Source organism: Mesorhizobium sp. C089B (genome assembly GCF_030323125.1).
Taxonomy (GTDB): Bacteria; Pseudomonadota; Alphaproteobacteria; order Rhizobiales; family Rhizobiaceae; genus Mesorhizobium.
In genome coordinates, this window is sequence record NZ_CP100469.1 from 813,844 (window position 1) to 836,155 (window position 22,312).

Annotated in this window: 23 protein-coding genes; 20 read left to right on the forward strand and 3 right to left on the reverse strand. The window is 62.7% G+C overall.

Annotated features, from left to right (window positions below; all coding sequences use genetic code 11):
• Both hemB and NLY44_RS04065 read right to left on the reverse strand, forming a co-directional pair.
• Entirely contained in the window at positions 1-1,053 is a 1,053-nt protein-coding gene (gene hemB, locus NLY44_RS04060; protein ID WP_023673001.1) for a porphobilinogen synthase, read from the reverse strand.
• Positions 1,050-1,640, reverse strand: coding sequence for a pyridoxamine 5'-phosphate oxidase family protein (locus NLY44_RS04065; protein WP_023805095.1), 591 nt, complete (start codon positions 1,638-1,640; stop codon positions 1,050-1,052). The genes hemB and NLY44_RS04065 overlap by 4 nt, the downstream gene beginning before the upstream one ends.
• 180 nt (positions 1,641-1,820) lie before the next feature.
• On the opposite strand from NLY44_RS04065, the gene NLY44_RS04070 reads away from it, so the two are divergent.
• From NLY44_RS04070 to NLY44_RS32905, 6 genes are all read left to right on the forward strand, one after another.
• The gene (locus NLY44_RS04070) at positions 1,821-2,858 is read left to right on the forward strand and encodes an enoyl-CoA hydratase/isomerase family protein (RefSeq protein ID WP_023689512.1); all 1,038 of its coding nucleotides are present in this window, start codon (positions 1,821-1,823) and stop codon (positions 2,856-2,858) included.
• Entirely contained in the window at positions 2,855-3,277 is a 423-nt protein-coding gene (locus NLY44_RS04075) for a DUF6163 family protein (protein ID WP_023682398.1), read from the forward strand. The genes NLY44_RS04070 and NLY44_RS04075 overlap by 4 nt, the downstream gene beginning before the upstream one ends.
• A 203-nt stretch (positions 3,278-3,480) precedes the next feature.
• On the forward strand, positions 3,481-3,996 hold the full coding sequence (gene ldtR, locus NLY44_RS04080) for a transcriptional regulator LdtR (RefSeq protein WP_023672997.1): 516 nt from the start codon (positions 3,481-3,483) through the stop codon (positions 3,994-3,996).
• A 437-nt stretch (positions 3,997-4,433) separates the two neighbouring features.
• Positions 4,434-4,649, forward strand: coding sequence for a helix-turn-helix domain-containing protein (locus NLY44_RS04085; RefSeq protein ID WP_286456709.1), 216 nt, complete (start codon positions 4,434-4,436; stop codon positions 4,647-4,649).
• A gap of 285 nt (positions 4,650-4,934) precedes the next feature.
• Positions 4,935-5,975, forward strand: coding sequence for a hypothetical protein (locus NLY44_RS04090; protein WP_286456710.1), 1,041 nt, complete (start codon positions 4,935-4,937; stop codon positions 5,973-5,975).
• 33 nt (positions 5,976-6,008) lie between these two features.
• Positions 6,009-6,110, forward strand: coding sequence for an H-NS family nucleoid-associated regulatory protein (locus NLY44_RS32905; protein WP_156940986.1), 102 nt, complete (start codon positions 6,009-6,011; stop codon positions 6,108-6,110).
• 21 nt (positions 6,111-6,131) lie between these two features.
• Here the strand turns inward: NLY44_RS32905 and NLY44_RS04095 are convergent, their stop codons facing one another.
• Complete coding sequence (locus NLY44_RS04095; protein ID WP_023805098.1) at positions 6,132-7,436, reverse strand: HEPN domain-containing protein; 1,305 nt, start codon at positions 7,434-7,436, stop codon at positions 6,132-6,134.
• A 461-nt stretch (positions 7,437-7,897) separates the two neighbouring features.
• On the opposite strand from NLY44_RS04095, the gene NLY44_RS04100 reads away from it, so the two are divergent.
• The 14 genes from NLY44_RS04100 to NLY44_RS04165 all read left to right on the forward strand — a co-directional run bounded on the left by NLY44_RS04100 (position 7,898) and on the right by NLY44_RS04165 (position 22,083).
• Positions 7,898-9,151, forward strand: a complete 1,254-nt coding sequence (locus tag NLY44_RS04100; RefSeq protein WP_023682396.1) for a L,D-transpeptidase family protein — start codon at positions 7,898-7,900, stop codon at positions 9,149-9,151.
• Between the two features lie 183 nt (positions 9,152-9,334).
• Positions 9,335-11,059: a Na+/H+ antiporter gene (locus tag NLY44_RS04105; protein ID WP_023805099.1), complete on the forward strand. Its 1,725-nt coding sequence runs from the start codon at positions 9,335-9,337 to the stop codon at positions 11,057-11,059.
• 92 nt (positions 11,060-11,151) lie between these two features.
• A complete protein-coding gene (glyA, locus tag NLY44_RS04110; RefSeq protein WP_023669349.1) occupies positions 11,152-12,465 on the forward strand; it encodes a serine hydroxymethyltransferase in 1,314 nt (437 codons plus the stop codon).
• A gap of 79 nt (positions 12,466-12,544) precedes the next feature.
• Positions 12,545-13,129 (forward strand): invasion associated locus B family protein, encoded by a 585-nt coding sequence (locus NLY44_RS04115; protein WP_023753655.1) that lies wholly within the window; start codon positions 12,545-12,547, stop codon positions 13,127-13,129.
• A gap of 138 nt (positions 13,130-13,267) precedes the next feature.
• On the forward strand, positions 13,268-13,762 hold the full coding sequence (nrdR, locus tag NLY44_RS04120; RefSeq protein WP_023669351.1) for a transcriptional regulator NrdR: 495 nt from the start codon (positions 13,268-13,270) through the stop codon (positions 13,760-13,762).
• A 2-nt stretch (positions 13,763-13,764) separates the two neighbouring features.
• Complete coding sequence (gene ribD / locus NLY44_RS04125; RefSeq protein ID WP_023805100.1) at positions 13,765-14,895, forward strand: bifunctional diaminohydroxyphosphoribosylaminopyrimidine deaminase/5-amino-6-(5-phosphoribosylamino)uracil reductase RibD; 1,131 nt, start codon at positions 13,765-13,767, stop codon at positions 14,893-14,895.
• A gap of 1 nt (position 14,896) precedes the next feature.
• Positions 14,897-15,514 carry a riboflavin synthase gene (locus tag NLY44_RS04130; RefSeq protein ID WP_023805101.1) on the forward strand — a complete coding sequence of 206 codons (618 nt, stop codon included), beginning with the start codon at positions 14,897-14,899 and terminating at the stop codon, positions 15,512-15,514.
• A gap of 94 nt (positions 15,515-15,608) precedes the next feature.
• Positions 15,609-16,103, forward strand: coding sequence for a 6,7-dimethyl-8-ribityllumazine synthase (gene ribH / locus NLY44_RS04135; protein WP_023669354.1), 495 nt, complete (start codon positions 15,609-15,611; stop codon positions 16,101-16,103).
• On the forward strand, positions 16,100-16,600 hold the full coding sequence (nusB, locus tag NLY44_RS04140; RefSeq protein ID WP_023669355.1) for a transcription antitermination factor NusB: 501 nt from the start codon (positions 16,100-16,102) through the stop codon (positions 16,598-16,600). The genes ribH and nusB overlap by 4 nt, the downstream gene beginning before the upstream one ends.
• Positions 16,597-17,814, forward strand: coding sequence for an MFS transporter (locus NLY44_RS04145; RefSeq protein ID WP_023805102.1), 1,218 nt, complete (start codon positions 16,597-16,599; stop codon positions 17,812-17,814). Before nusB ends, NLY44_RS04145 begins: the two co-directional genes overlap by 4 nt.
• A gap of 178 nt (positions 17,815-17,992) precedes the next feature.
• A complete protein-coding gene (gene osmF, locus NLY44_RS04150) occupies positions 17,993-18,904 on the forward strand; it encodes a glycine betaine ABC transporter substrate-binding protein OsmF (protein ID WP_023689505.1) in 912 nt (303 codons plus the stop codon).
• A 316-nt stretch (positions 18,905-19,220) separates the two neighbouring features.
• The gene (locus NLY44_RS04155) at positions 19,221-20,384 is read left to right on the forward strand and encodes an ABC transporter permease (RefSeq protein WP_023689504.1); all 1,164 of its coding nucleotides are present in this window, start codon (positions 19,221-19,223) and stop codon (positions 20,382-20,384) included.
• Positions 20,381-21,319 (forward strand): ABC transporter ATP-binding protein, encoded by a 939-nt coding sequence (locus NLY44_RS04160; RefSeq protein ID WP_023805103.1) that lies wholly within the window; start codon positions 20,381-20,383, stop codon positions 21,317-21,319. The genes NLY44_RS04155 and NLY44_RS04160 overlap by 4 nt, the downstream gene beginning before the upstream one ends.
• Positions 21,316-22,083 (forward strand): ABC transporter permease, encoded by a 768-nt coding sequence (locus tag NLY44_RS04165; protein WP_023682385.1) that lies wholly within the window; start codon positions 21,316-21,318, stop codon positions 22,081-22,083. The genes NLY44_RS04160 and NLY44_RS04165 overlap by 4 nt, the downstream gene beginning before the upstream one ends.
• Positions 22,084-22,312 lie beyond the last annotated feature (229 nt).

Consider the following 22,312-nt stretch of genomic DNA (forward strand, 5'->3'; position numbering starts at 1 on the left):
TTATCCCTTCAGCATTTGCGCCACTTCCGGCGCGAAGTAGGTCAGAATGCCGTCGCAGCCGGCGCGCTTGAAGGCGAGCAGGCTCTCCAGCATTGCCTTTTCGCCGTCGATCCAGCCATTGGCGGCCGCCGCCTTGATCATCGAATATTCGCCTGACACCTGGTAGGCGAAGGTCGGCATCTGGAACTCGTCCTTCAGCCGGCGGATGATGTCGAGATAGGGCAGGCCGGGCTTGACCATCAGCATGTCGGCGCCCTCGGCGATATCCTGCTCGGCCTCGCGCACCGCTTCGTCGGAATTGGCGTGGTCGAGATAGTAGGTCTTCTTGTCGCCCTTGAGCAGGCCCGCGGTGCCGACCGCCTCGCGGTAGGGGCCGTAGAAGGCGGAGGCGAATTTCGTCGCATAGGACATGATCGCCACATCCGAAAAACCGTTGGCGTCGAGTGCGTCGCGGATGGCGCCGATGCGGCCGTCCATCATGTCGGACGGCGCGATGATGTCGGCGCCGGCCGCCGCCTGGATGACGGCCGCGGCGGTCACCTGTTCCACCGTCTCGTCATTGACGATGATGCCGTCGCGCAAGATGCCGTCATGGCCGTGCGAGGTGAACGGGTCGAGCGCCGCATCGGTGATGATGCCGATCTCCGGCACCGCGTCCTTGATGGCGCGGGTGGCGCGGTTGATGATGTTTTCCGGGTCGAGGATGTGCGATCCCGTCTGGTCGCGCAGGCTGAGTTCAACATTGGGGAAGGTGGCGATCGCCGGAATGCCGAGCTTAGCGGCCCGCTCGGCCTCCTTGACGGCGAGGTCCAGCGACAGGCGGAAGACGCCGGGCATGGCGGCGATCGGCTCGCGCGTGTTCTTGCCGTCGATCACGAAGATCGGCCAGATCAGATCGTTCACCGTAAGCCGGTTTTCCTGCACCAGGCGGCGCGACCAGTCGGCCTTGCGCATGCGCCGCAAGCGCCGGCTGCCGGTGATCTCGTCGACGCTGCGTGCGCCGAGCTTTGCCGGCGCGAATTTGTTGCTCGTCGCGGGGGTGAATTTGTTCATCGCAAAAACTCCGGGTCGAGGCGGCTTTTACCACGAGGCCTTGCCGCTGACCAATGCGACACGATTGTGCCAGCCGATGACGCGGTGCTTACGGCTTTGGCGGCCACGCCAGTTCTGGGCCGGTTTTGAAGAACGACACATTGTTGGTGAAGGTGCTCTCCGGGGCGAGCCGGATCAGGCGCCCGTCCGGATGGCCGATGTCGGCGACATTGTCGATGAACCAGCGGTTCCAGGTCGCCTCCGGGCCGGTGCAGCAGCCGTTTGAAGCGGTTCGGCGCCATCGCTTCTATGGTGGCGACGCCGCGCAGGCCGAGATGCAGCAGGATGCCGGCCTCATTGTCGAAATGGACGATCTCCACGGCGCAGCGCGGGTCACGTTCGAGGTGTTTGACAGCACTTGCGCCGGTCGAGCCGAGTAGCCAGATCGCAGCGTCCTCCCAGATGGACCACATCGGCGCGTTGCGCGGCGCGCCGTCAGCGGTCACGGTCGCCAGATTGGCCATCAGCGGGCGGCTGAGAACATCATCCGGGTCGAACTTTTTCGGCATCTCCCAGCCATGGCTCGGCGCTGCGGTTTCAAGCGTCATGCGTTTGTCCCTGCATCAGAAGAAAGGCTGTTTTGCCCGGCAATTTTGCGCGCATTTCTGTCGGAGGCAAAGCACGGTCGCGTTGCCTTGCGAAAATCCAAACCGCGCCCGCCGGTTGACGCACCCATGCGCCACCTTTAGCACTTCAGTCCCGCAGGCGCGGGGAGGGATTCTCTGACGATGGACTTTGGCGGCGGCGACGAGATCCGCTTCGAACGGTTGGGCAAGGCAGGCGTCGTCACGCTGACGCGGCCGCAGGCGCTCAATGCGCTGACACATCGCATGATCAAGGCGCTGGACAAGGCGCTCGACGCTTTTGAACGCGATACCGGCGTCGATGTCGTCGTCGTCAAGGCCGAGGGCAGAGCGTTTTGCGCCGGCGGCGACATCATGCACGTCTACGAGGCCCGCGCCGGGAAGCCGCCGGTCGAGTTCTTCGCCGACGAATACCGGCTCAACGCCCGCATCAACAGTTACAAAAAGCCCTATGTCGCGCTGATCGACGGGATCGTGATGGGCGGGGGCGTCGGCATCTCTTTCCACGGCTCGCAGCGCGTGCTGACCGAGAACGCCCAGTTCGCCATGCCCGAAGTCGGCATCGGTTTCTTCCCTGACGTGGGCGGCAGCCATCTGCTGCCCGACCTTGGCGGCAGCTTCGGCATGTATCTGGCGCTGACCGGCAACCGCATTCGCTATGGCGATGCGCTGTGGTCGGGCCTGGCCACCCACACCATCAAGGCCGCCGACCAGGCTGCCTTTCTCGACCGGCTCTGCGCCAATGGCGATCCGGAATCGGTGCTGCGCGGCTTCTTCGTGCCGGCCCGGCGCGAAACCGCCCAGCCGGTGCTGGAAGCCATCGCCCGGCATTTTTCCCAACCCTCGCTCGCCGAAATCCTCGAGAGCCTGGAGCGGGCGGCAGGCGCCGACGAGTTTGCCGCCAAGACGCTGGCCACCATCCGCACCCGCTCGCCGACCAGCCTCAATGTCGCGTGGCGCCAGATCAGCGCCGGGCTGACGCTGTCGATGGAAGCCTGCATGAAGATGGAGTTCCGTATCCTCAACCGAATGCTGGCCGGCCACGACTTCTATGAAGGCATCCGCGCCGTCCTCGTCGACAAGGGTTCGACGCCGCAGTGGCGGCCGGCAAGCCTGGCCGAGGTCGACGCTGCTTCGGTGGACGCCTATTTCGCGCCGCTCGAACGGGAGCTCGAACTGTGAGCGAGGTCACGTCGCGGCGTATCGTGCTGCAGCCCTCTGGCGTCGAGATCATCTTCGCCTGGTTCCAGCGCGTCATAGCGGGCTACTGCCTGCTGTTCGGCATCCTGTACTGGATCCGGCTGATCGGCTTTTATCCCGGCCCGCTGTGGCGCTTCGACCTGATGCCGGTGCACTGGCAGGTCGTGGCGGTGATGCTGGCCGTGTTCTTCCCCTTCGCCGCCGCCGGCCTGTGGATGCTGGCGTCGTGGGGCCCGGTGATCTGGTTCATCTGTGCTGTCACCGAGACCATCATGTATGCCGGCTTCCCCGATCTGTACGGCCACCGGCCGCTGATCGTCTTCTCGCATGCCGCGGTCGCGCTGCTCTACATCGCCTTCCGCGTCGTCATCTGGATGCGCAAGCGCCCTGCGCGCGCCTGAAACGCCGCCCCGCAGCCATTGGCTAAATCTTTAGGTTAATTATCCTTGCTCGGGTGACCGTTCGTTAAGCGTCTTGCGAAACCTATTACCGGTAAGCTCTTGTTAGCCCTAGCGTTTAAGTCGAATTTTATGAGTATTCGATAGTGTCGCAATCAAGGTGAAAAACAAAAAATCACCAGGGCGACAAACGAGAGGCAAAGACAATGATCAATTCGCGTCCGGCGGCGAAGACCGCCAACGTATCCGACGATCGCCGCGAGGCTATCCGTTCGCTTTACATGGAATCGCTTCAGCTGGTGGAGCGTTTGCATCGCCGTCTGCTTGACGTGATCAAGGACGAGTTCGACCGCAACGGCCGTTCCGACATCAATGCCATCCAGGCGCTGCTTCTGTTCAATATCGGCAATTCCGAATTGACCGCCGGCGAACTGCGCTCGCGTGGCTACTATCTCGGCTCGAACGTCTCCTACAATCTGAAGAAGCTGGTCGATCTCGGCTTCATCAACCACCAGCGCTCGCGCATCGACCGCCGTTCGGTCCGCGTTTCGCTGACGCCGAAGGGCAATGAAGTGGCGGAAGTCGTCGCCGGTCTCTATGAGCGCCATGTCGGCTCGATCGAACAGGTCGGCGGCATCAACAGCGAAGAGTTCAAGCAGATGAACCGCGCGCTGCAGCGCCTCGACCGCTTCTGGAACGACACGATTGCATATCGTATGTGATTGATTTTATTAGGGTGTGAAAGCTTGCTGGGTGCAACGTAAGGGCACGAGAAGGCGCCAATAGGCGTACTGTGTTCCAGGAGTAGCGTTGCACTTGCGTAGCACCCCAAATTCCAGTTGGGCGGTAGAGCATGTCTCTGCCGCCCTTTTTCTATGTCTGTGAATAACCTGTGGAAACCGGGTACGAACGCAGATAGGGGTCGTCGTGCCTTGCCAATTCCAATATTTTGAGGGGTGCGCTGATTCGCAGCGTCCTGAGGCCAGCAATGGGTCTAGCACACCCAGCCAGCCTCAGAATCGAATGACCTGCAATTTGATTGGAGTCGCACGCAGGTCACTGGAGAAAGGAAGCGGAAATATCCGTCCCTGACGTGTCGGATATAACCGATAAGCCTTCTCTGGAGCAAGTGCGATCTCCGCACCTTTGGAGAACATACATGAAACCCTTTCCACCGATACCACTCGCTCCCAGGCGCTCGTCGCCGCGGATGTCGGACGAGATGGCAGCCAAGGCCAAAGCTCTCCTGGGTCTTGGATATAGCCAGCAAGACATCGCCACGATGCTCGGCGTCAATCAGGGCCGCGTGAGCGAGATAAACACCGGCGAACGGTTCGGCAGCGTGCCGCCGGCACAACTCGAACTACCGCTCTGAAAAGTAATCGTCGGGAGGGAAGTCACTCCCGGCGACCTTCTTCGCCTGGTATCCTCACCACGCCGACACAGCCCACCAACACGTGCTAAGTCAGGCGAAGGCAATAGGGGATGTTGAGATGAGTGTTGACGAAGCCAAACCGGAAGAAGCTCCGCCACCACTATCGATAGTCAGGGTCTGGTCAAGTCAGCGCCTGCCAAGTCAATCAAGTTGCCGGTGTATAGGTTCGCTGGATTCTCAGCGGGGGCAGGGCGCGAAGGTGATACGATCCCGATTTTCGTAAAATTGGCAACAACCTCCGACGCCCCTCTATTCCATACGCTGGTAGCTGGACTGAATGGTGGCCTAACCCATGAAGCCGCTCAGATTGGCGCAGCCGTTAATCTAGCGCGAGCAAATACGGTATTGCTCGTGTGCCATGCCGATCAATCAGCCGACCTTTACGTGGACACCACAGGCATCCGTGTAGAGATGAGGGTGAAGCGCTCGGTGCAAGCCGGTAGTCCGGTATTTGAAAGGGATATCACCGACGTTCGTGCCATGGGATTCATCGGTGTTGAATTTAAGCCGGACGATGGTGTGCTTGTCTGCTTCCGCGAAGGTTGGAAGTTTGCGCTCTATTTTGATTTGTCGAGAGACAATGGCGCTTTTGACGAGAAGGAGATGGGGCGCACGCTCGGAGCGCTTTTTAGGGCTCTGCGATATGATTATCTGTACGATGCGCTTGGCAACGAAGCGTTTGTGGCAAATCTATTTAAGGCCGGCTGGTTTCCGTTCGCTGAGATAATCACTGCGGAATTTCGAGAAATAATGAACCACTTGACCGCTGGTTTTGATATGGCCGAGATTGAAGGAAAAACCATAAAGGCGTTCGACAGGGAGCGATTAGAATTTCTGGAAGAGCGCTGGAGAGCTGTACCCGTACTAAAAGACAAAATGGCAATCCTCAAGTCGGGTCTCGACAGTTTTCTGCGAGGCGATGCCGTCGCCGCTATCAAAACCCTTTCTTCTGAAATCGAGGGGATCTTGCAGGAGGCGCATATCACGATCCACGGCAAGGGTGCGAAAATCGATAGTCTGAGCGAATTCGCCAAAGTCGCGGGCGTGACGAAGGCGGAAGGCGACGATACGCTAATGTTCCCCAATCAGTTCGGCCAATATCTCGGGGAATATATTTATGCCCCATTTGACCCGAAAACCGGCGCCAGTGCGGCCGCTGGCCGACACCCAGTCGGGCATGGCAATGCAAAAGCAGAGGCGTATACCCTCGCGAGAGCATTGCAGTACATCCTGACCATCGATCAATTGGCCTTCTATCTCGGATGAGTCGTGGCTCATCTTTGGGTCATGGGAAGTTGATTGACGTTTTGTGCGGGTACCTGGACCGGCAGGGGCGCTTCGCCGAAGTGGCTGGCCGCCTATGAAGCCGAAGGACAGAACCGAAGTGAGTTTGCGGTTTGATATCACTACCCGGTGGGGGTATTAGGCCGACCCCTTGGTTTTGGCGGGTTTCTTCACACTAGGCGTAGGTATATTGGCTGAGAAAATCAGGTTCTCGAAGTAGTCCTTTTCCAACTGCACGTCCTCAAGCAGAGCCTTGCGGACTGATGCGCGGGCAGCGTCACCGGCCCATACTACCGCATCCCGGTATCGCGGTTTCAGATTGGCGAGGGTGTTAGAGCCGTGGACAAGACCCCCTCGCGCGGTGAGAGCGTCCAACATCTTGCGGAAAGCCAGCTTTCGGTCGGCAACGCTGGCGTACAGGAACATCGCCAGCCTGACGCCGATCTTGTGGGACAGTCCACCCGGCAACCCGCCGAGGTTGTCGCCATACATAGCCTCAAGAGCCACAATGTGGTCGATGAACTCATCTTCCAAACTTGGGCGCTCAACCGCCGTATGAACCCTATCCAGCGCAATTCTGACGGGATTCGGAAGGTCTGTTCGGGCAACCACTTTAATGAGGGCCTGCAACGTCTCATAGTCCGCTTCTGCGAGTTCATAGTTGGTCTCGAAGATGTGGGGAACAAAGCCCGGTACTGAGCCTCCGCCGTGAGGTGAAAGGCGACCCGGCCCAGCGCGGATTATCTTCGTAAATGAAACCGCGACTTTGCCGGGGCTGAGAACACGCAGAGCCCGAACCGTTGGGTAGATATGGTTCTGCCAGGAACTTTCGTCGGACTTGTTGCCAACGAACGAATACTCCTTGTTCCACTCAAGCGCATATGGCGGGATATTGAACATATCGAGGGAGCCATCCTCAAAAACTCTGCCGATTCTGTAGGCATCAATTTCGCTGTAACGACGTATGACTAGTCCATTGCCACAGTCGATTTCGTCCTGGGTCGAGGTAAACCCTGCCAGCGGACTCCAACCGCGAATGACGAAAATCTTTCGCTTAATGCAGTCATCAAGGTTAGCCGCGATTTGCGACGCCAGAGCTATCTCGATGCCCCTCTGGGAATAAGCCTCCATATGGCTGCGTAGAACCTCGTAGGCGATGTAGATTGGATCAAGTAGGAATTTCTCGTTCTCGTCGGGGGCTTCGGCAAATAGGGTGGTGTAGGGCTCATATTGCTGCAGCGCTTTAGCAAAAGCTAAAAACGGAGGGAATTCTTCGGTTTTATAAAGGACCCGTTGAAGGTTCGGGATGTTGATTTGGGCGTAACTCTTCTGTGTAGTTCCCGGCATCACATCGATAGAGCCGATTGACCATGCGACCGGTACGCCCAGCTTGCCAAGATGGTCGAATGAATCCACCAAAAGCTCGGTGATTAGCTTTTCCATGTACGCCCCCGCTACAGAAAGTGACTGCAGATTGCTGCTGCGGCATAAAACTGTCTACGTTTAACGAAGGTAGAGGCTCTGGTCCCAACGCAAAGCCCTGGGCTCTAACAGCTAGTGGGTAAGCGCTGGCGGAGATCGTTGGAGGCGAGCCGGTGCCGAAAAGCACAGGTCACTCCATTTCAGATCGCCTGCGCGTCCAAATTCGGCGCAAAGCCACGTTGCCGCCATATTCGCGGTGGAAGCGAGGGTGCGGGTGATGCGGCGGCGAAAGCCATAGGCGCGCCTGTAATGTCGCATTGCGGTCCGCTTTTCACGGCTAAGTGATGCAGGTCATGGTTGGCTAATTGTTAACAGTGCCAACTTTAGAGTGCGGGCGATATCGCCCAAGATCGAGCACGTAGCCGAACGCTGCAACAGCCAAACGCTACAAGCCAAACACGACAGGAATGTCTGGAACGTCCATGAGAACCAGCCGCCGCTTTTTCCTTTCCGGAGCTTCCGCGCTCGCCGTTGCCATGGTTGCCAATGCCGCCAGCGCGCAGGATGTGATCGACGACATCCTGAAGTCTTCGAACCGTGGCAATTGGGACGACCAGTTCGACGCCCGCGCCTCCGAAGGCGGCAAGGTCGCCTCGACGCTGCCGATCTTCAGCCTACAGACGGTCGCCTTCACCGAACAGGCTGTGGCGCAGTATCAGAACATCGTCGCCCAGGGCGGCTGGGGCGAGGTGCCGGCGACAAAGAAGCTGCAGCTTGGCGTCGACGATCCGGACGTGGTGCCGCTGCGCAAGCGGCTGATGGTTTCGGGCGACCTGGCGCAGAGCGCCGGCATTTCGACGTCGTTCGATTCCTATGTCGACGCCGCGGTCAAGCGCTTCCAGGCGCGCCATGGCCTGCCGGCCGACGGCGCCATGGGCAAATACACCTATGCGGCGATGAACGTTTCGGCGCAGATCCGCCTCGGTCAGCTGCAGACCAATCTGGAGCGCCTGCGCGAAAAGGCCGGCACGCTGGGCAGCCGTTATGTGCTGGTCGATATCCCGGCGGCACAGATCGAGGCGGTCGAGAACGATCGCGTCGTGCTGCGCCACACCGCAATCGTCGGCAAGATCGACCGCCAGACCCCGGTGGTCAATTCCAAGATCAACGAGATCATCGTCAATCCTTACTGGAACGCGCCGGTCTCGATCGTGCGCAAGGACATCATTCCGCTGATGCGGAAGAACCCCGACTATCTCAAGGACAGCCACATCCGGCTGTTTGCGCCTGATGGCAGCGAAGTCGATCCGATGACTGTCGACTGGTCGACGGATGATGCCGCGAAATACCGCTTCCGCCAGGATCCGGGTTCCGGCAACGCCATGGCCTCGGTGAAGATCAACTTCCCCAGCCCCGACGGCGTCTACATGCACGATACGCCGCAGCAAAGCCTGTTTGGCAAGATGATGCGCTTCGATTCCTCGGGCTGCGTGCGTGTCCAGAACGTGCGCGACCTCGTCACATGGATCCTGCGCGACACACCCGGCTGGGACCGCCAGCATTTCGAGGCTACCATCAAGACCGGCGAGAACACGCCGGTGCAGGTCGTCAACCCGGTTCCGGTCCACTTCCTCTATGTGTCGGCCTGGTCGACGGGTCCGGGCGTCGTGCAGTTCCGCGACGACGTCTACGCGCTCGATGGCGCCAGCGAACTGCAGATCACCTCTTCGCTCTAAGCGGCTGATCTCATTTAGGAAAGGCCACCGCAAGGTGGCCTTTTCCGTTCGACATCCCAACAGAAGAAGACTGGTGGCCGCCAGCCATGCAGGCCATGAACACTGCCGGACGTTGCGCCGCAGGCCCATCTGGACGGACTAACGGCAATTGCGCATGGTCCTCAAAACAGCCGGAATCGCGCCATGCAGGTCGCAATCTTCATCCTCGCCGTGTTGGTCTTCGTCGCTCTTTCCGGCGCACTGGTGCGGTTGGTTCGGGTGCCGCTGCCGGTGCTGCAGATTGCCATCGGCGCCGCGCTCGCCTGGCCGGTGAAAGGCATCCATGTCGAGATCGACCCCGAACTCTTCCTGCTGGTGTTCATTCCGCCGCTTTTGTTCGGCGATGCCTATGGAGCGCCCAAACGCGAGCTGATCGCGCTGCGCGGACCGATCCTCGATCTGGCCATCGGGCTGGTCTTCTTTACCATTGTCGGCTTCGGTTATGCCTTGCACTGGTTGGTGCCGAGCATCCCGCTGGTCGTCGCCTTCGCGCTCGCCGCCGTGCTGTCCCCGACCGACGCCGTGGCGGTGTCCTCGATCGTCGACAGAAGCCTGGTGCCGGCGCGGCTGATGCATATTCTGGAAGGCGAGGCGCTGCTCAACGACGCCTCGGGCCTGGTCATGTTCCGCTTCGCCGTCGCCGCCGCCGTGACCGGCAGCTTTTCCTTCGCCGATGCATCGCTGTCCTTCGTCTATGCCGTCGCCATCGGCATCCTGGCCGGCATCGCCGCGTTGTTCATCGCCGCCAGGCTGCTGCAGCTTCTGAATCGCATCGGCGGCGTTCCGGCCGAGGCGCAGGTTCTGGTCATGGTCCTGCTGCCCTTCATTGCCTATCTCGTCGCCGAACATCTGCATGCCTCAGGCATTCTGGCGGCGGTCACCGCCGGGCTTTTGACCGGCGGCTCCGGCGTCTTCCGCTTCCTCGGCGTCTCGGCGCGCATGCAGACGATCTCGCTGTGGACGACCTTGTCCTTCGTCTACAATGGCGCGCTGTTCATCGTGCTCGGCATGCAGCTTCCCGAAATCATTCGCCGCGTGCCGCCCGAACTGACTGGCCATTACCCGATCATCCAGCCGGTCGCGACGGTGATTGCGCTGACGCTGTGCCTGATCGCGCTGCGCTTCCTCTGGATCTGGGTCGGCGACATCGCGGCAGGCCTCAAGGCAAAATGGGGAAAGCGCAAGGCCGAGCCGTTCGGGATGCGTGTGCGGCTTGCCGGCTCGGTGGCGGGCGTGCGCGGCGCGATCACGCTGGCCGGCATCCTGTCGCTCCCGCTCGCCATGCCGGACGGCTCGCCTTTTCCCGCGCGCGACCTGGTGATCTTCCTCGCCGCCGGCGTCATCATCTGTTCGCTCGCCATCGCCAGCGTGGCGCTGCCGAAGATAGCGCGCGGGCTGGTCGAGCCGGGCGAGGATGGCAGCGCCATCGAGGAGCGTCTCGCCCGCATCGGCGCCGCCAAGGCGGCCATCGCCCGCATCGAAAGCATGGCGGGCGCGAGCGACGACGACCAGGGCGAGGTGCCCGGCGCCAGGCTTGCCGCCGCCGAAAACATCGTCGCCGGCTACCGGCGCCGCATCGCCACCTCGGACGAGGCCGACGACGCCCGGGCGGAGGCCCGCGAAGCCGGGCGGCTGGAGCTCGAAATGCGGCTTGCCGGCATCGAGGCCGAGCGCATCGCCGTGCGCGACATGTTAAGCAGCGGCGCGATCAACGACCATACGGCGCGGGCGCTGTTTACCGAGATCACGCTCACCGAAGCCTTGCTGCAGGGCGGCAGGAGCGAAAATAGTGGGTCAGGGCCGCTCTGGCGCAATCCGGCCAGCAAATTTCGCGCTGCAAACGTGGCGAGGCGAAAACAACTGTGTTAATGGCGCGGCAATGCATGTCGCCCGGAACCGTGCAGCGGTTTCGGGGCAACGATATGCATAGATAAATGCCCCGAACCGAAGGATTTCAGGCCATGGCAACTGCAGCGGCAGCGTCGAACAAATTCGAATCCTTCTTCGAAACCACGCTGGAAGATGCCGATCCGGAGATCTTCGGCTCGATCCGCAACGAGCTTGGCCGCCAGCGTCACGAGATCGAGCTGATCGCCTCGGAAAACATCGTTTCGCGCGCCGTGCTCGAGGCGCAGGGCTCGATCATGACCAACAAATACGCCGAGGGTTATCCGGGCAAGCGCTATTATGGCGGCTGCCAGTTCGTCGACGTCGCCGAGGAACTCGCTATCGAGCGCGCCAAAAAGCTGTTCGGCTGCAACTTCGCCAATGTCCAGCCGAATTCCGGCAGCCAGATGAACCAGGCGGTCTTCCTGGCGCTCTTGCAGCCCGGCGATACCTTCATGGGCCTCGATCTGAACTCCGGCGGCCACCTGACGCACGGCTCGCCCGTCAACATGAGCGGCAAATGGTTCAAGGTCGTTTCCTACGGCGTGCGCAAGGACGACCATCTGCTCGACATGGACGCGATCGAAAAGACCGCGCATGAGACCAAGCCGAAGCTGATCCTGGCCGGCGGCACCGCCTATTCGCGCATCTGGGACTGGAAGCGCTTTCGCGAGATCGCCGATGCGGTCGGCGCCTATCTGATGGTCGACATGGCCCATATCGCCGGCCTGGTTGCCGGCGGCGTGCATCCGTCACCACTGCCGCACGCCCATGTCGTGACCACGACCACGCACAAATCGTTGCGAGGCCCGCGCGGCGGCATGATCCTGTGCAATGACGAGGACATCGCCAAGAAGATGAACTCGGCGGTTTTCCCCGGCCTGCAGGGCGGCCCGCTGATGCATGTCATCGCCGCCAAGGCGGTCGCCTTCGGCGAGGCGCTGAAGCCGAGCTTCAAGCTCTATGCCGAGAGTGTCGCCGCCAACGCGAAGGCGCTGGCGTCGAGCCTCAAGGAAACCGGCCTCGACATCGTCTCCGGCGGCACCGACAACCATCTGATGCTCGTCGATCTCAGGCCCAAGAACGCCACCGGCAAGCGCGCCGAGGCAGCGCTCGGCCGCGCCAACATCACCTGCAACAAGAACGGCATCCCGTTCGATCCGGAAAAGCCTTTCGTCACCTCGGGCGTGCGTCTGGGCACGCCGGCCGGCACCACGCGCGGCTTCGGCCAGGCCGAGTTCCGCGAGATTGGCAAGTTGATCGCCGAGGTGCTGGACGGGCTGAAGGTCGCCAATTCCGACGAAGGCAATGCGGCTGTGGAAGCAGCCGTGAAGGCCAAGGTCGTGGCGCTGACCGATCGTTTCCCGCTCTATCCCTATCTCGGTTGACCGCCAGCGGCGCATCGTCTTTTATCCCGCGCTCTGCGCCGCTTGCTGTCCGGGCGGCGCGGCCTGTGGAGATCTGACGATGCGCATGTTCCATCCTGCCGTTCTGGCCTTCCTCGGCTTGCTTGCCACCTTCACTGTGTCGTGCGCGATCGCCGAGGAGCAGACGCAGCCGGGCACGGATATCCCGGCCACCAGCACCTTTGGCAGGTGGACCACGATCATCGATGCGCTCGACACCGGCCAGGATTCGCACAAGACCTGTGCGGCCTCGACAGCCTTTGTCGACGGCAACGGCAATGCCGGCACGCTGACGCTTTCGATCTCGACTGGCGACGCCCTGCCGCCCGATGCCTATCCGGCGATCATGTTCACCATCGCCAACAAGGAGCTGCCGACCGGCAAGAAGATCGCCGCGACCTTTGGCGACCCCGGCGTCAAGGTTTCCGCGACCGTCTATTCCAATGATGCCGGCCGCCCGAGCTGGACCGTCGACAACCAGGTCAAGACCAGTCTCGCTTTGTTGCGGGCCATGCGCCAGGTCATCTCGCTCGATGTGACGTTCGGCAAGCAGGCTGTCGCCAGCATCCCGATGGATGGCTTCACCAAGGCCTACCGCAACCTCGGAACGTCCTGCGGCTTCCCGACCAAGGACGTCGCCCCCTGACATATCTGGCGCGGCTGGCAATTTTCCTCCCGCCTCGCTATCTCTGAGGGCGCGAGCGGCCGTTGCCGAACCTTTGCCGTCCCGGCAAAAACCTCTAAGCCTATCGTTCCGCCAGAATCGCCAACCCGAAGGCTCTCCATGCGCTGTCCCTATTGCCAGTCCGAAGATACGCAGGTGAAGGATTCGCGCCCCGCCGAGGATGGCGCCGCGATCCGCCGGCGGCGCGTTTGCCCCGATTGCGGTGGCCGTTTCACCACCTTCGAGCGCGTCCAGTTGCGGGACCTCGTGGTGGTCAAGAAGTCCGGCAGAAAGGTGCCGTTCGACCGCGACAAGCTCTTGCGTTCGGTGGAGATCGCGGTGCGCAAGCGCAATGTCGATCCCGAGCGCATCGACCGCGCCGTCACCGGCATCGTGCGCCAGCTCGAAAGCTCCGGCGAGACGGAAATCGCCTCGGGCGAGGTCGGCCGGCTCGTGATGGAAGCGCTGAAGTCGCTCGACGACGTCGCCTATGTCCGCTTCGCCTCTGTCTATCGCAATTTCCGCGAGGCCAAGGATTTCCACGATGTGCTGGGTGAGCTCAAAGGTGACGAACTCAAAGGCGACGAGCTGAAGAGCGAAGAGGACGCCGGCTGAGCATGGCAAGCCAAACGTCAGGGAAGGCCGATCAGCAGGCCCTCGATCGCCGCTTCATGGCCGCGGCGCTGCGGCTGTCGCGGAAAAATGCCGGCCGCACCTCCACCAACCCTTCCGTCGGCACCATAATCGTTCGCGACGATGGCGCCGGCCCGATGATCGTCGGGACCGGCGTCACCGCTGTTGGCGGCCGGCCGCATGCCGAGACCGAAGCGCTGGCTGAAGCCGGCGAGTTGGCGCGCGGTGCCACCGCCTATGTCACGCTGGAGCCCTGCGCCCACCATGGCCGCACGCCGCCTTGCGCCAACGCGCTGGTCAATGCCGGAGTGGCGCGGGTGGTAGGCGCTGCCAGCGATCCCGATCCGCGCGTCTCCGGCAAAGGCTACGCCATCCTGCGCGCCGCCGGCATCGAAGTGGTCGAAAAGGTGCTGGTCGAGGAAGCCGCCGGGCAGATGGCCGGCTATTTGATTCGATCCCTAAAAAAGCGCCCGGAAGTGACTCTGAAGCTTGCGCTTTCCAGCGACGGCAAGATCGGCAGGTATGGCGCCGGCCAGGTTGCGATCACCGGCGATGTCGCCCGCCGCGAAGTCTATCTGATGCGCGCCGAAGCCGATGGCATACTGGTCGGCATCGGCACGGCGCTGGAGGATGATCCCGCGCTCACCGTGCGGCTGCCGGGGCTGGAGAACCGCTCGCCGGCGCGCATCGTGCTCGACCGCCAGATCAGGCTGCCCGAAGCCTCGAAGCTGGTCTCCGGCATCGACCGGGTGCCGCTCTATATCACCGCGAGCCTGGAGGCTGATCCGCTACGGCGGTCGGTGCTGGAGCGTGCCGGCGTGCGCTTCATCGGCACCGAAACCCATGAAGGCGGCATTGCCTTGCCGGAACTGCTCGAGGATCTCGGCGCGCTCGGCATGGCCAGCGTTCTGGTCGAAGGCGGCGCCAAGGTGGCCAGCGCCTTCCTCGCCGAAGGACTGGTCGACCGCATCGTGCTGTTCCAGGGACCGGAAGCGATCGGCGAGGGCGGCATTGCATCGCCCATCGACGCCAACCATATCCCGGCAGGCTTCCGCAAATTGCGCGAGATGCGCTTCGGGGAAGACAGCTATGCCGAATGGGTGAGAGATATCTGAAATGTTCACTGGAATTGTCACCGATATCGGCACCGTCGCGGCCGTCAAGCCGCTGAGCGAAGGCGTCGGCCTGCGCATCGACACCGCCTATGACCCCGCGACGATCGCCATCGGTGCCTCGATCTCCTGCGGCGGCGTCTGCCTGACGGTGACGGCGCTGCCAGATGGCGGCTCGAACGCCCGCTGGTTCGAGGTCGAAGCCTGGGAAGAGGCACTGAGGCTGACCACGGCGTCGGGCTGGAAATCAGGCACCAAGGTCAATCTCGAGCGGGCACTGAAGATCGGCGACGAACTCGGCGGCCACATCGTGTCGGGTCATGTCGACGGCATGGCCGAAATCGCCGAGCGGAAGGATGAAGGCGATGCCGTTCGCTTCACGCTGGAGGCGCCGCGCGAACTGGCAAAATTCATTGCCCCAAAAGGCTCCGTCGCACTCGACGGCACCTCGCTTACCGTCAACAAGGTCGAAGGCGCCCGTTTCGATGTGCTGTTGATCCACCATTCGCTGACCGTGACGACTTGGGGCGAGCGCAAGGTGGGCGACAAGGTCAACCTGGAGATCGACACCATGGCCCGCTACGCCGCGCGACTGCTCGAGGCGGTGAAAGAGGGGCTTTGAGCCCCCTGGGAAATTAGACCGGGCCTGAGCGTCGGACAAAGCTTGCGAATGTGACCGCTTCGGCCTAAGTCACCGGCTACCCCCGGAGACATTCATGGCAGGCACATCCCAACACGGCAAAGCGTTCATTCGCCCGAAGAAGAAGGCCCACCTTCTGATTATCGAGGCGCGCTTTCATGACGATCTTGCCGACGCGCTGCTCGACGGCGCGACGAGCGCGCTCGACGAAGCCGGCGCGACCTATGACGTCATCACCGTTCCCGGTTCGCTGGAAATTCCAGCAGTGATCACTTTTGCGCTCGACGGCATGGGCGAGGGCGGCAAGGACTATGATGGTTTTGTCGCGCTCGGCACCATCATTCGTGGCGACACTTATCATTTCGACATCGTCGCCAATGAATCGAGCCGCGCGCTGATGGATCTCTCGGTGCAGGAAGCGATTGCGATCGGCAACGGCATCCTGACCACCGAGAACGACGCGCAGGCCTGGACGCGCGCCAAGCGCTCGGAGGGCGACAAGGGCGGCTTTGCCGCGCGCGCGGCGCTGACCATGATCGCGCTCAAGGAGAAGCTGGGAGCGCAATCGTGAGCGAACCCGCTTCGCCCGGCCAGCCCGCGACACGCCATGCCAATAAGCGTGGCGCCGCCCGTCTGGCCGCCGTGCAGGCGCTTTACCAGATGGACGTTGCCGGCAGCGGCGTCTTCGAGATCACCGCCGAATACGAGGCGTTCCGTCTCGGCAAGGAAGTCGACGGCGCGCTTTATCGCGAGGCCGACGCGCAATGGTTTCGCGCCATCCTGGCCGGCGTCGTCGAGAACCAGACGACCATCGATCCGATCATCCGCCAGGCGCTGACCGAAGACTGGCCGCTGTCCAGACTCGATTCGACGTTGCGCGCCATCCTGCGCGCCGGCGTCTACGAACTGATGAAGCGCGACGACGTGCCGGTGGCCGTCATCGTTTCGGAATATGTCGACATCGCCAAGGCCTTCTACGAGGAAGACGAGCCGAAGCTGACCAACGCCGTGCTCGACCGTGTGTCGCGCCGGGTGCGGGGCGAGGGGCGCGGCAAGGACGCATTGTGACCGGCACCGTCGCCGGCGCAGCACGGGACGCGCGCCGCACGGCGATCATCCTGGCGACGTCGCAGGCGATTATCGGTTCGGCTGCGCCGATTGCCATTTCCATGGGCGGGCTGGCCGGGCAATATCTGCTTGGCCCCGATAAGTCGCTGGCAACGGCGCCAATCACCGGCTTCAACATCGGCGTGGCGCTCGGCGCGTTGCCGGCCGCGGCCATCATCCGCTGGCTCGGCCAGCGCGGCGGTTTCATGACCGGCACCATCGTCACCGCGCTTGGCGGCGTCATCTCCACGTTGGCTCTGTTCCACGCCAGCTTCTGGCTGTTCGCTTTCGCGCTGCTGGTGATCGGCGTCGGCGGCGCCTTCGTCCAGCAGTTCCGCTTCGCCGCCGCCGATAATGCTCCGCCCGAATTCAAGGCGCGCGCCATTTCCTTCGTGCTGGCCGGCGGCGTCATCACCGCGATTCTCGGGCCGCAGATCGTCATCTTCACCCGCGAATTGCTGGCGCCGGTGATGTTTGCCGGCTCGTTCGTGGCCATTCCGGTTCTGGCGGCGGCCGGCGCCATCATTCTGTCATTCCTGCGCATCCCGGCCAAGGCTCCCGGCCACGCGCAAGTCGCGTCAAACGACGCCCGGCCGCTGTCCGAGATCGTCACCCGGCCGCGTTTCGTCGCGGCACTGTTTTGCGCCGTCGGCAGCTATGCGCTGATGAGTTTCGTCATGACCGGCGCGCCGCTGGCCATGGTCGGCTGCGGCCTGTCGACGGACGACGCCACGCTCGGCATTTCCTGGCATGTGATGGCGATGTTTGCGCCGAGCTTCTTCACCGGATCGCTGATCCATCGCTTCGGCGCCGAACGCATCGTCGCAACCGGCCTGGTCCTGCTCATCGGCTGCGCCGCTGTGGCATTGTCCGGCCTGCATTTGTGGCAGTTCTGGACGGCGCTGATCCTGCTTGGCCTCGGCTGGAATTTTGCCTTCATCGGCGCCACCTCCATGGTCGCCGACAGCTACCATCCGTCCGAAAAGAGCAAGGTGCAGGGCTTCCACGACTTCGTCCTGTTCGGCTCCGTCGCCTTCGCCTCGCTAATGTCGGGCGCCATCTATAATGCCTGGGGCTGGGAGATGCTGAACTGGCTGGTTTTCCCGGTCGTCGCCCTCTGCTTCGTCGCCCTTGGCGCGCTCAAACTGACCGGATCGCGCAAAGCCCGCGCCTGATCCGGTTCTATCTTTGGCTTGGCACGACGTGTCAGCATGGCGGCGGCCGAAATCGCGGCGACCGCACAAAATTATTGCGTCTGTACCCATTGTTATGAAACCGTGTGCCCCGACGGGGCGTTGAAGCCATGCTCATATGCGGCCACCGCATTTCGGTCCAAAGCAAGGGGTTTTCACAATGTTTTCAGTCAAGATTCTGGCCGGCGCGGCGTTGGCGCTCGGCATCACGGCCGCCTCCGCCAATGCCCAGGTGGTCGTCTCCTCGAAGATCGACACCGAGGGCGGCGTGCTCGGCAACATCATCCAGCTTGTGCTCAACGCCAACAACATCAAGACCACCGACCGCATCCAGCTCGGCGGCACGCCGGTGGTACGCAAGGCGATCACTGCCGGCGAGATCGACATCTATCCCGAGTACACCGGCAATGCCGCTTTCTTCTTCGAGAAGGCCGACGATCCGGTCTGGAAGGATGCCGCCAAGGCCTATGAGACCGCCAAGAAGCTCGACTATGACGCCAACAAGATCGTCTGGCTGTCGCCGTCACCGGCCAACAACACCTGGGCGATCGCGCTGCGCAAGGAGGTTGCCGAGACCAACAAGCTGGCGACCCTGACCGACTTCGGCAAATACGTCGCCGGCGGCGGCACGGTGGTTTTGGCGGCGTCGGCTGAGTTCGTCAATTCGGCGGCAGCCCTGCCGGCGTTCCAGACCACTTACGGCTTCACGCTGAAGCCCGAGCAGTTGATCACGCTTTCGGGCGGCGACACCGCCGCGACAATAGGTGCTGCCGCCAACCAGACCAACGGCGCCAACGCCGCCATGGTCTACGGCACCGACGGCGGCATCGCGCCGTCCGGCCTGGTCGTGCTCGCCGACGACAAGGGCGTGCAGCCGGTCTACCAGCCGGCGCCGATCATCCGCGAAGCGGTGCTGAAAGAGCATCCGGAGATCGAGACGCTGTTGAAGCCGGTGTTCGCCAAGCTCGACCTCGTCACGCTGCAGGAACTCAACGGCCGCGTCCAGGTCGGCGGCGAGCCGGTCAAGGGTGTCGCCGAGGACTTTTTGAAGAAGAACGGGTTTTTGAAGTAGTCAGCGCATAGCTGATCGTGACGCTGGTGCGAGACACCCCTCTCTGGAAGCTGCTGATCTCCCCCCTTGCGGGGGAGATGTCCGGCAGGACAGAGGGGGGTGCTGTCCCGCCGACCTCACAACCGGTAGCAGGTGCGTGCCTCGACAGGGTTGCTTCTGAACAAGCCGACGCTCGAAAGCTGGCGATCCTTCACACCCCCCTCTGGCCTGCCGGCCATCTCCCCCGCAAAGAGGGAGATCGGATTTCGCGTCGGCTTGCGCCGATCACCAGCGTAGTCTGCGCAACGTGGAAAATCGCTCCTCATGAGGGGCATCCATGACCCTGCGTTTCGACAAGCTCGGCATGGTTATCGCGGCGATCGTTGCCTATGCGGCGTTTCTGGCTCCGTTCGCCACCTTCCGCGCCAATCGTATCGTTCCCGGTCAGGCGCGCTCGATCCTGGAGGCGCTGCCGGCCACAGTCGGGCCGCTACTGCTGGCGATCGTCGTCGTGGCCGCAATTGTTGCCTTGCTGAAAACCCCGCTTGTCCTGCGCCTGGCCGCAAGCGTCGTGGCGCTCGCCGCCCTTGCCATCCTGATCGGTGTCGCCGGCACCTTCCTGACGCCGGCCGGCAACACCTTCGCCCGCATCTCGCCGGCTTCCGGGTTCTGGCTGTTGATCTTTGCCTTCACATTGTTGCTCGCCGACGTGCTGACCAGGCTCAACCTGTCGCCACCGGCCCGCGTCGGCGTGCTCGTCCTCGCGGCGCTGGCCATCGGCTTGTTGCTGATATCGGGGCAGTGGGACAGCCTGTCGATCCTCAAGGAATATGCAAACCGCGCCGATAGTTTCTGGGCCGAAGGCTCCAAGCACATCACGCTGGCGCTGGGGTCGCTGGCGGCGGCGGTGATCGTCGGCCTGCCGCTCGGCATCCTGTGCCACCGCGTCGAACGGTTGCGGGCCGGCGTGCTCAATGTGCTCAACATCGTCCAGACCATACCCTCGATCGCGCTGTTCGGCCTGCTGATCGCGCCGCTGGGCTGGGTCGCCGCGCATGTTCCGGGTGCCGCAGCGCTCGGTATCAGAGGCATCGGCACCGCGCCCGCTTTCGTGGCTTTGTTCCTCTATTCGCTGCTGCCGGTGGTGGCCAACACCGTGGTCGGGCTTGCCGGCGTACCCCGCGCGGCCAATGATGCAGCGCGCGGCATGGGCATGACCGATGGCCAGCGCCTGTTCGGCGTCGAGTTTCCGTTGGCCTTTCCGGTGATCCTCACCGGCATCCGCATCGTGCTGGTGCAGAACATCGGCCTGGCCACCATCGCCGCACTGATCGGCGGCGGCGGCTTTGGCGTCTTCGTCTTCCAGGGCGTCGGCCAGACCGCAATGGACCTGGTGCTGCTCGGCGCCGTGCCGACGGTGGCGCTGGCCTTCGCCGCGGCCATCATCCTCGACGCAGTGATCGAAATGACCGCCACCAGGCGCAGGGTTGAAACGGCATGATCGAGATCGAAGGCATTACCAAGTGCTATGACGCGACGACCGTGGTCGACGACGTGTCCATGGTCGTCGAGCCGCGTACGGTTTGCGTCATTGTCGGTACCTCCGGTTCCGGCAAGACGACGCTGCTGCGAATGATCAACCGGCTGGTCGAGCCGACCGCCGGCGTCATCAAGCTCGACGGCAACGACAACCGCACGCTGCCCGGCTACGAGCTGCGCCGCAGCATCGGCTACGCTATCCAGGGCCACGGCCTGTTCCCGCACCGCACCGTTGCGCAGAACATCGCCACCGTGCCGGTCCTGCTGGGCTGGGACAAGGACCGCATCAAGGCCCGCGTCGATGAGTTGATGACACTCTACCAGCTCGACCCCGAGGCCTATGGCCCGCGCTACCCGCACGAACTGTCCGGCGGGCAACAGCAGCGTGTCGGCGTCGCCCGCGCGCTCGCCGCCGAGCCCAATGTGCTTCTGATGGACGAACCGTTCGGGGCACTCGACCCGATCATCCGCACCAAGGCGCAGGAGGACCTGCTGGCAATCCAGAAGCGCTTCGGCACCACCATCATCCTCGTTACCCACGACATGGAGGAGGCCGTCCACATGGGCGACAAGATCGCCGTCATGGATGCCGGAAAGCTGGTGCAATACGCCAAGCCGGAAGAGATCCTGGCGCGGCCGGCGAACGCCTTCGTCGAAACCCTGGTCGGCGCCAGCGAAAAGCCGTTCCGGCTCTTGTCGCTCGGCCGCGTGCGCGACGCCGTGGAAAAGGGGACTGCCGAAGGCGAGGCGATCCCAGGCGACGCCAGCCAGCGCGACGCGCTGGCCGAGCTTCTGTGGTCGGGCCGGCCGGCGCTGCCGGTCAAGGGCGAAGACGGCAAGCTGCTCGGCCGCGTCACCGTCGACGGGCTGGTGAAGCGCGCGGCGAGGCCGGCATGAAAGGGGCCGGTCTAAAAGCCTGGCTGCCTTCGCTGCTCAGGCTTGCCCTGGTGGTGCTTCTCATAGCCTTCGTCACCAATCCCGGCTGGTTCGAGCCGCTGTTGAAGCCGCTGACCGAAAACAATGCGCCGGCGATCTACAATCAGGGCAGCCTGCTGACGCTGACCCTGCTGCATCTCAGGACCGTGCTGATCGCTACCGTCGCCGCGACCATCGTTGCCGTGGCGCTTGCCATCCTGGTGACCAGGCCGGCGGGCGCCGAATTCCTGCCGCTGTCGCGCAGTCTGGTCAATATCGGCCAGACCTTTCCGCCGGTGGCGGTGCTGGCGCTGGCGGTGCCCGCCGTCGGTTTCGGCGAGAAGCCGACGCTGATTGCGCTGTTTCTCTACGGCCTGCTGCCGATCTTCGAGAACGCGCTGACCGGCCTCACAACGCTGCCGGGCAACATCATGGAGGCCGCGCGCGGCGCCGGCATGACGGGCTGGCAAAGACTGGTCAAGGTCGAATTGCCGCTGAGCGCGCCGATCATTCTGGGCGGCATAAGGCTGTCGGTGGTGATCAGCCTGGCCACGGCGACGATCGGCTCGACGGTTGCCGCCAAGACGCTGGGCGAGGTGATCATCGCCGGCCTGCTGTCCAACAATCTCGCCTTCGTCCTGCAAGGCGGCCTGATCGTCGCGGCGCTGGCGGTGCTGATCTATGACGGACTGTCCGCCATCGAGCGCTACACGGCGCGCAAGATGGGGCAGGAGACTGGCGACTGACCTTCGCTGGACTGCGGGCAAAGCATTGACCGACGCAGCGTCATTTCAACCGATCTAATAGCAAGGCATCGGCCACGGGAATGTTGTGGCCTAAACCTTTTGGCTGAAAGCGGGGCAAAAACCGAACAATATCTTGACGTTCCGAGCCCTGTTTCGCATACACCGCTGCGAAGGACGGATTCCGCCTAGGCTTTCCGCTCCCCGCACCAACGGCCCAGGGAGGGGTTCT

What these genes read in the sequence shown, in the direction of transcription:
- NLY44_RS04065 (WP_023805095.1), bottom strand. Translation starts at nt 1,640, where the DNA reads ATGACGCTTGAAACCGCAGCGCCGAGCCATGGCTGGGAGATGCCGAAA.
- NLY44_RS04115 (WP_023753655.1), top strand. Translation starts at nt 12,545, where the DNA reads ATGCGCATGTTCCATCCTGCCGTTCTGGCCTTCCTCGGCTTGCTTGCC.
- NLY44_RS04130 (WP_023805101.1), top strand. Translation starts at nt 14,897, where the DNA reads ATGTTCACTGGAATTGTCACCGATATCGGCACCGTCGCGGCCGTCAAG.
- NLY44_RS04105 (WP_023805099.1), top strand. Translation starts at nt 9,335, where the DNA reads ATGCAGGTCGCAATCTTCATCCTCGCCGTGTTGGTCTTCGTCGCTCTT.
- NLY44_RS04085 (WP_286456709.1), top strand. Translation starts at nt 4,434, where the DNA reads ATGAAACCCTTTCCACCGATACCACTCGCTCCCAGGCGCTCGTCGCCG.
- NLY44_RS04165 (WP_023682385.1), top strand. Translation starts at nt 21,316, where the DNA reads ATGAAAGGGGCCGGTCTAAAAGCCTGGCTGCCTTCGCTGCTCAGGCTT.
- NLY44_RS04155 (WP_023689504.1), top strand. Translation starts at nt 19,221, where the DNA reads ATGACCCTGCGTTTCGACAAGCTCGGCATGGTTATCGCGGCGATCGTT.
- NLY44_RS04095 (WP_023805098.1), bottom strand. Translation starts at nt 7,436, where the DNA reads ATGGAAAAGCTAATCACCGAGCTTTTGGTGGATTCATTCGACCATCTT.
- ribD (WP_023805100.1), top strand. Translation starts at nt 13,765, where the DNA reads ATGGCAAGCCAAACGTCAGGGAAGGCCGATCAGCAGGCCCTCGATCGC.
- hemB (WP_023673001.1), bottom strand. Translation starts at nt 1,053, where the DNA reads ATGAACAAATTCACCCCCGCGACGAGCAACAAATTCGCGCCGGCAAAG.
- glyA (WP_023669349.1), top strand. Translation starts at nt 11,152, where the DNA reads ATGGCAACTGCAGCGGCAGCGTCGAACAAATTCGAATCCTTCTTCGAA.
- ribH (WP_023669354.1), top strand. Translation starts at nt 15,609, where the DNA reads ATGGCAGGCACATCCCAACACGGCAAAGCGTTCATTCGCCCGAAGAAG.
- ldtR (WP_023672997.1), top strand. Translation starts at nt 3,481, where the DNA reads ATGATCAATTCGCGTCCGGCGGCGAAGACCGCCAACGTATCCGACGAT.
- nrdR (WP_023669351.1), top strand. Translation starts at nt 13,268, where the DNA reads ATGCGCTGTCCCTATTGCCAGTCCGAAGATACGCAGGTGAAGGATTCG.
- NLY44_RS04070 (WP_023689512.1), top strand. Translation starts at nt 1,821, where the DNA reads ATGGACTTTGGCGGCGGCGACGAGATCCGCTTCGAACGGTTGGGCAAG.
- NLY44_RS04100 (WP_023682396.1), top strand. Translation starts at nt 7,898, where the DNA reads ATGAGAACCAGCCGCCGCTTTTTCCTTTCCGGAGCTTCCGCGCTCGCC.
- osmF (WP_023689505.1), top strand. Translation starts at nt 17,993, where the DNA reads ATGTTTTCAGTCAAGATTCTGGCCGGCGCGGCGTTGGCGCTCGGCATC.
- NLY44_RS04160 (WP_023805103.1), top strand. Translation starts at nt 20,381, where the DNA reads ATGATCGAGATCGAAGGCATTACCAAGTGCTATGACGCGACGACCGTG.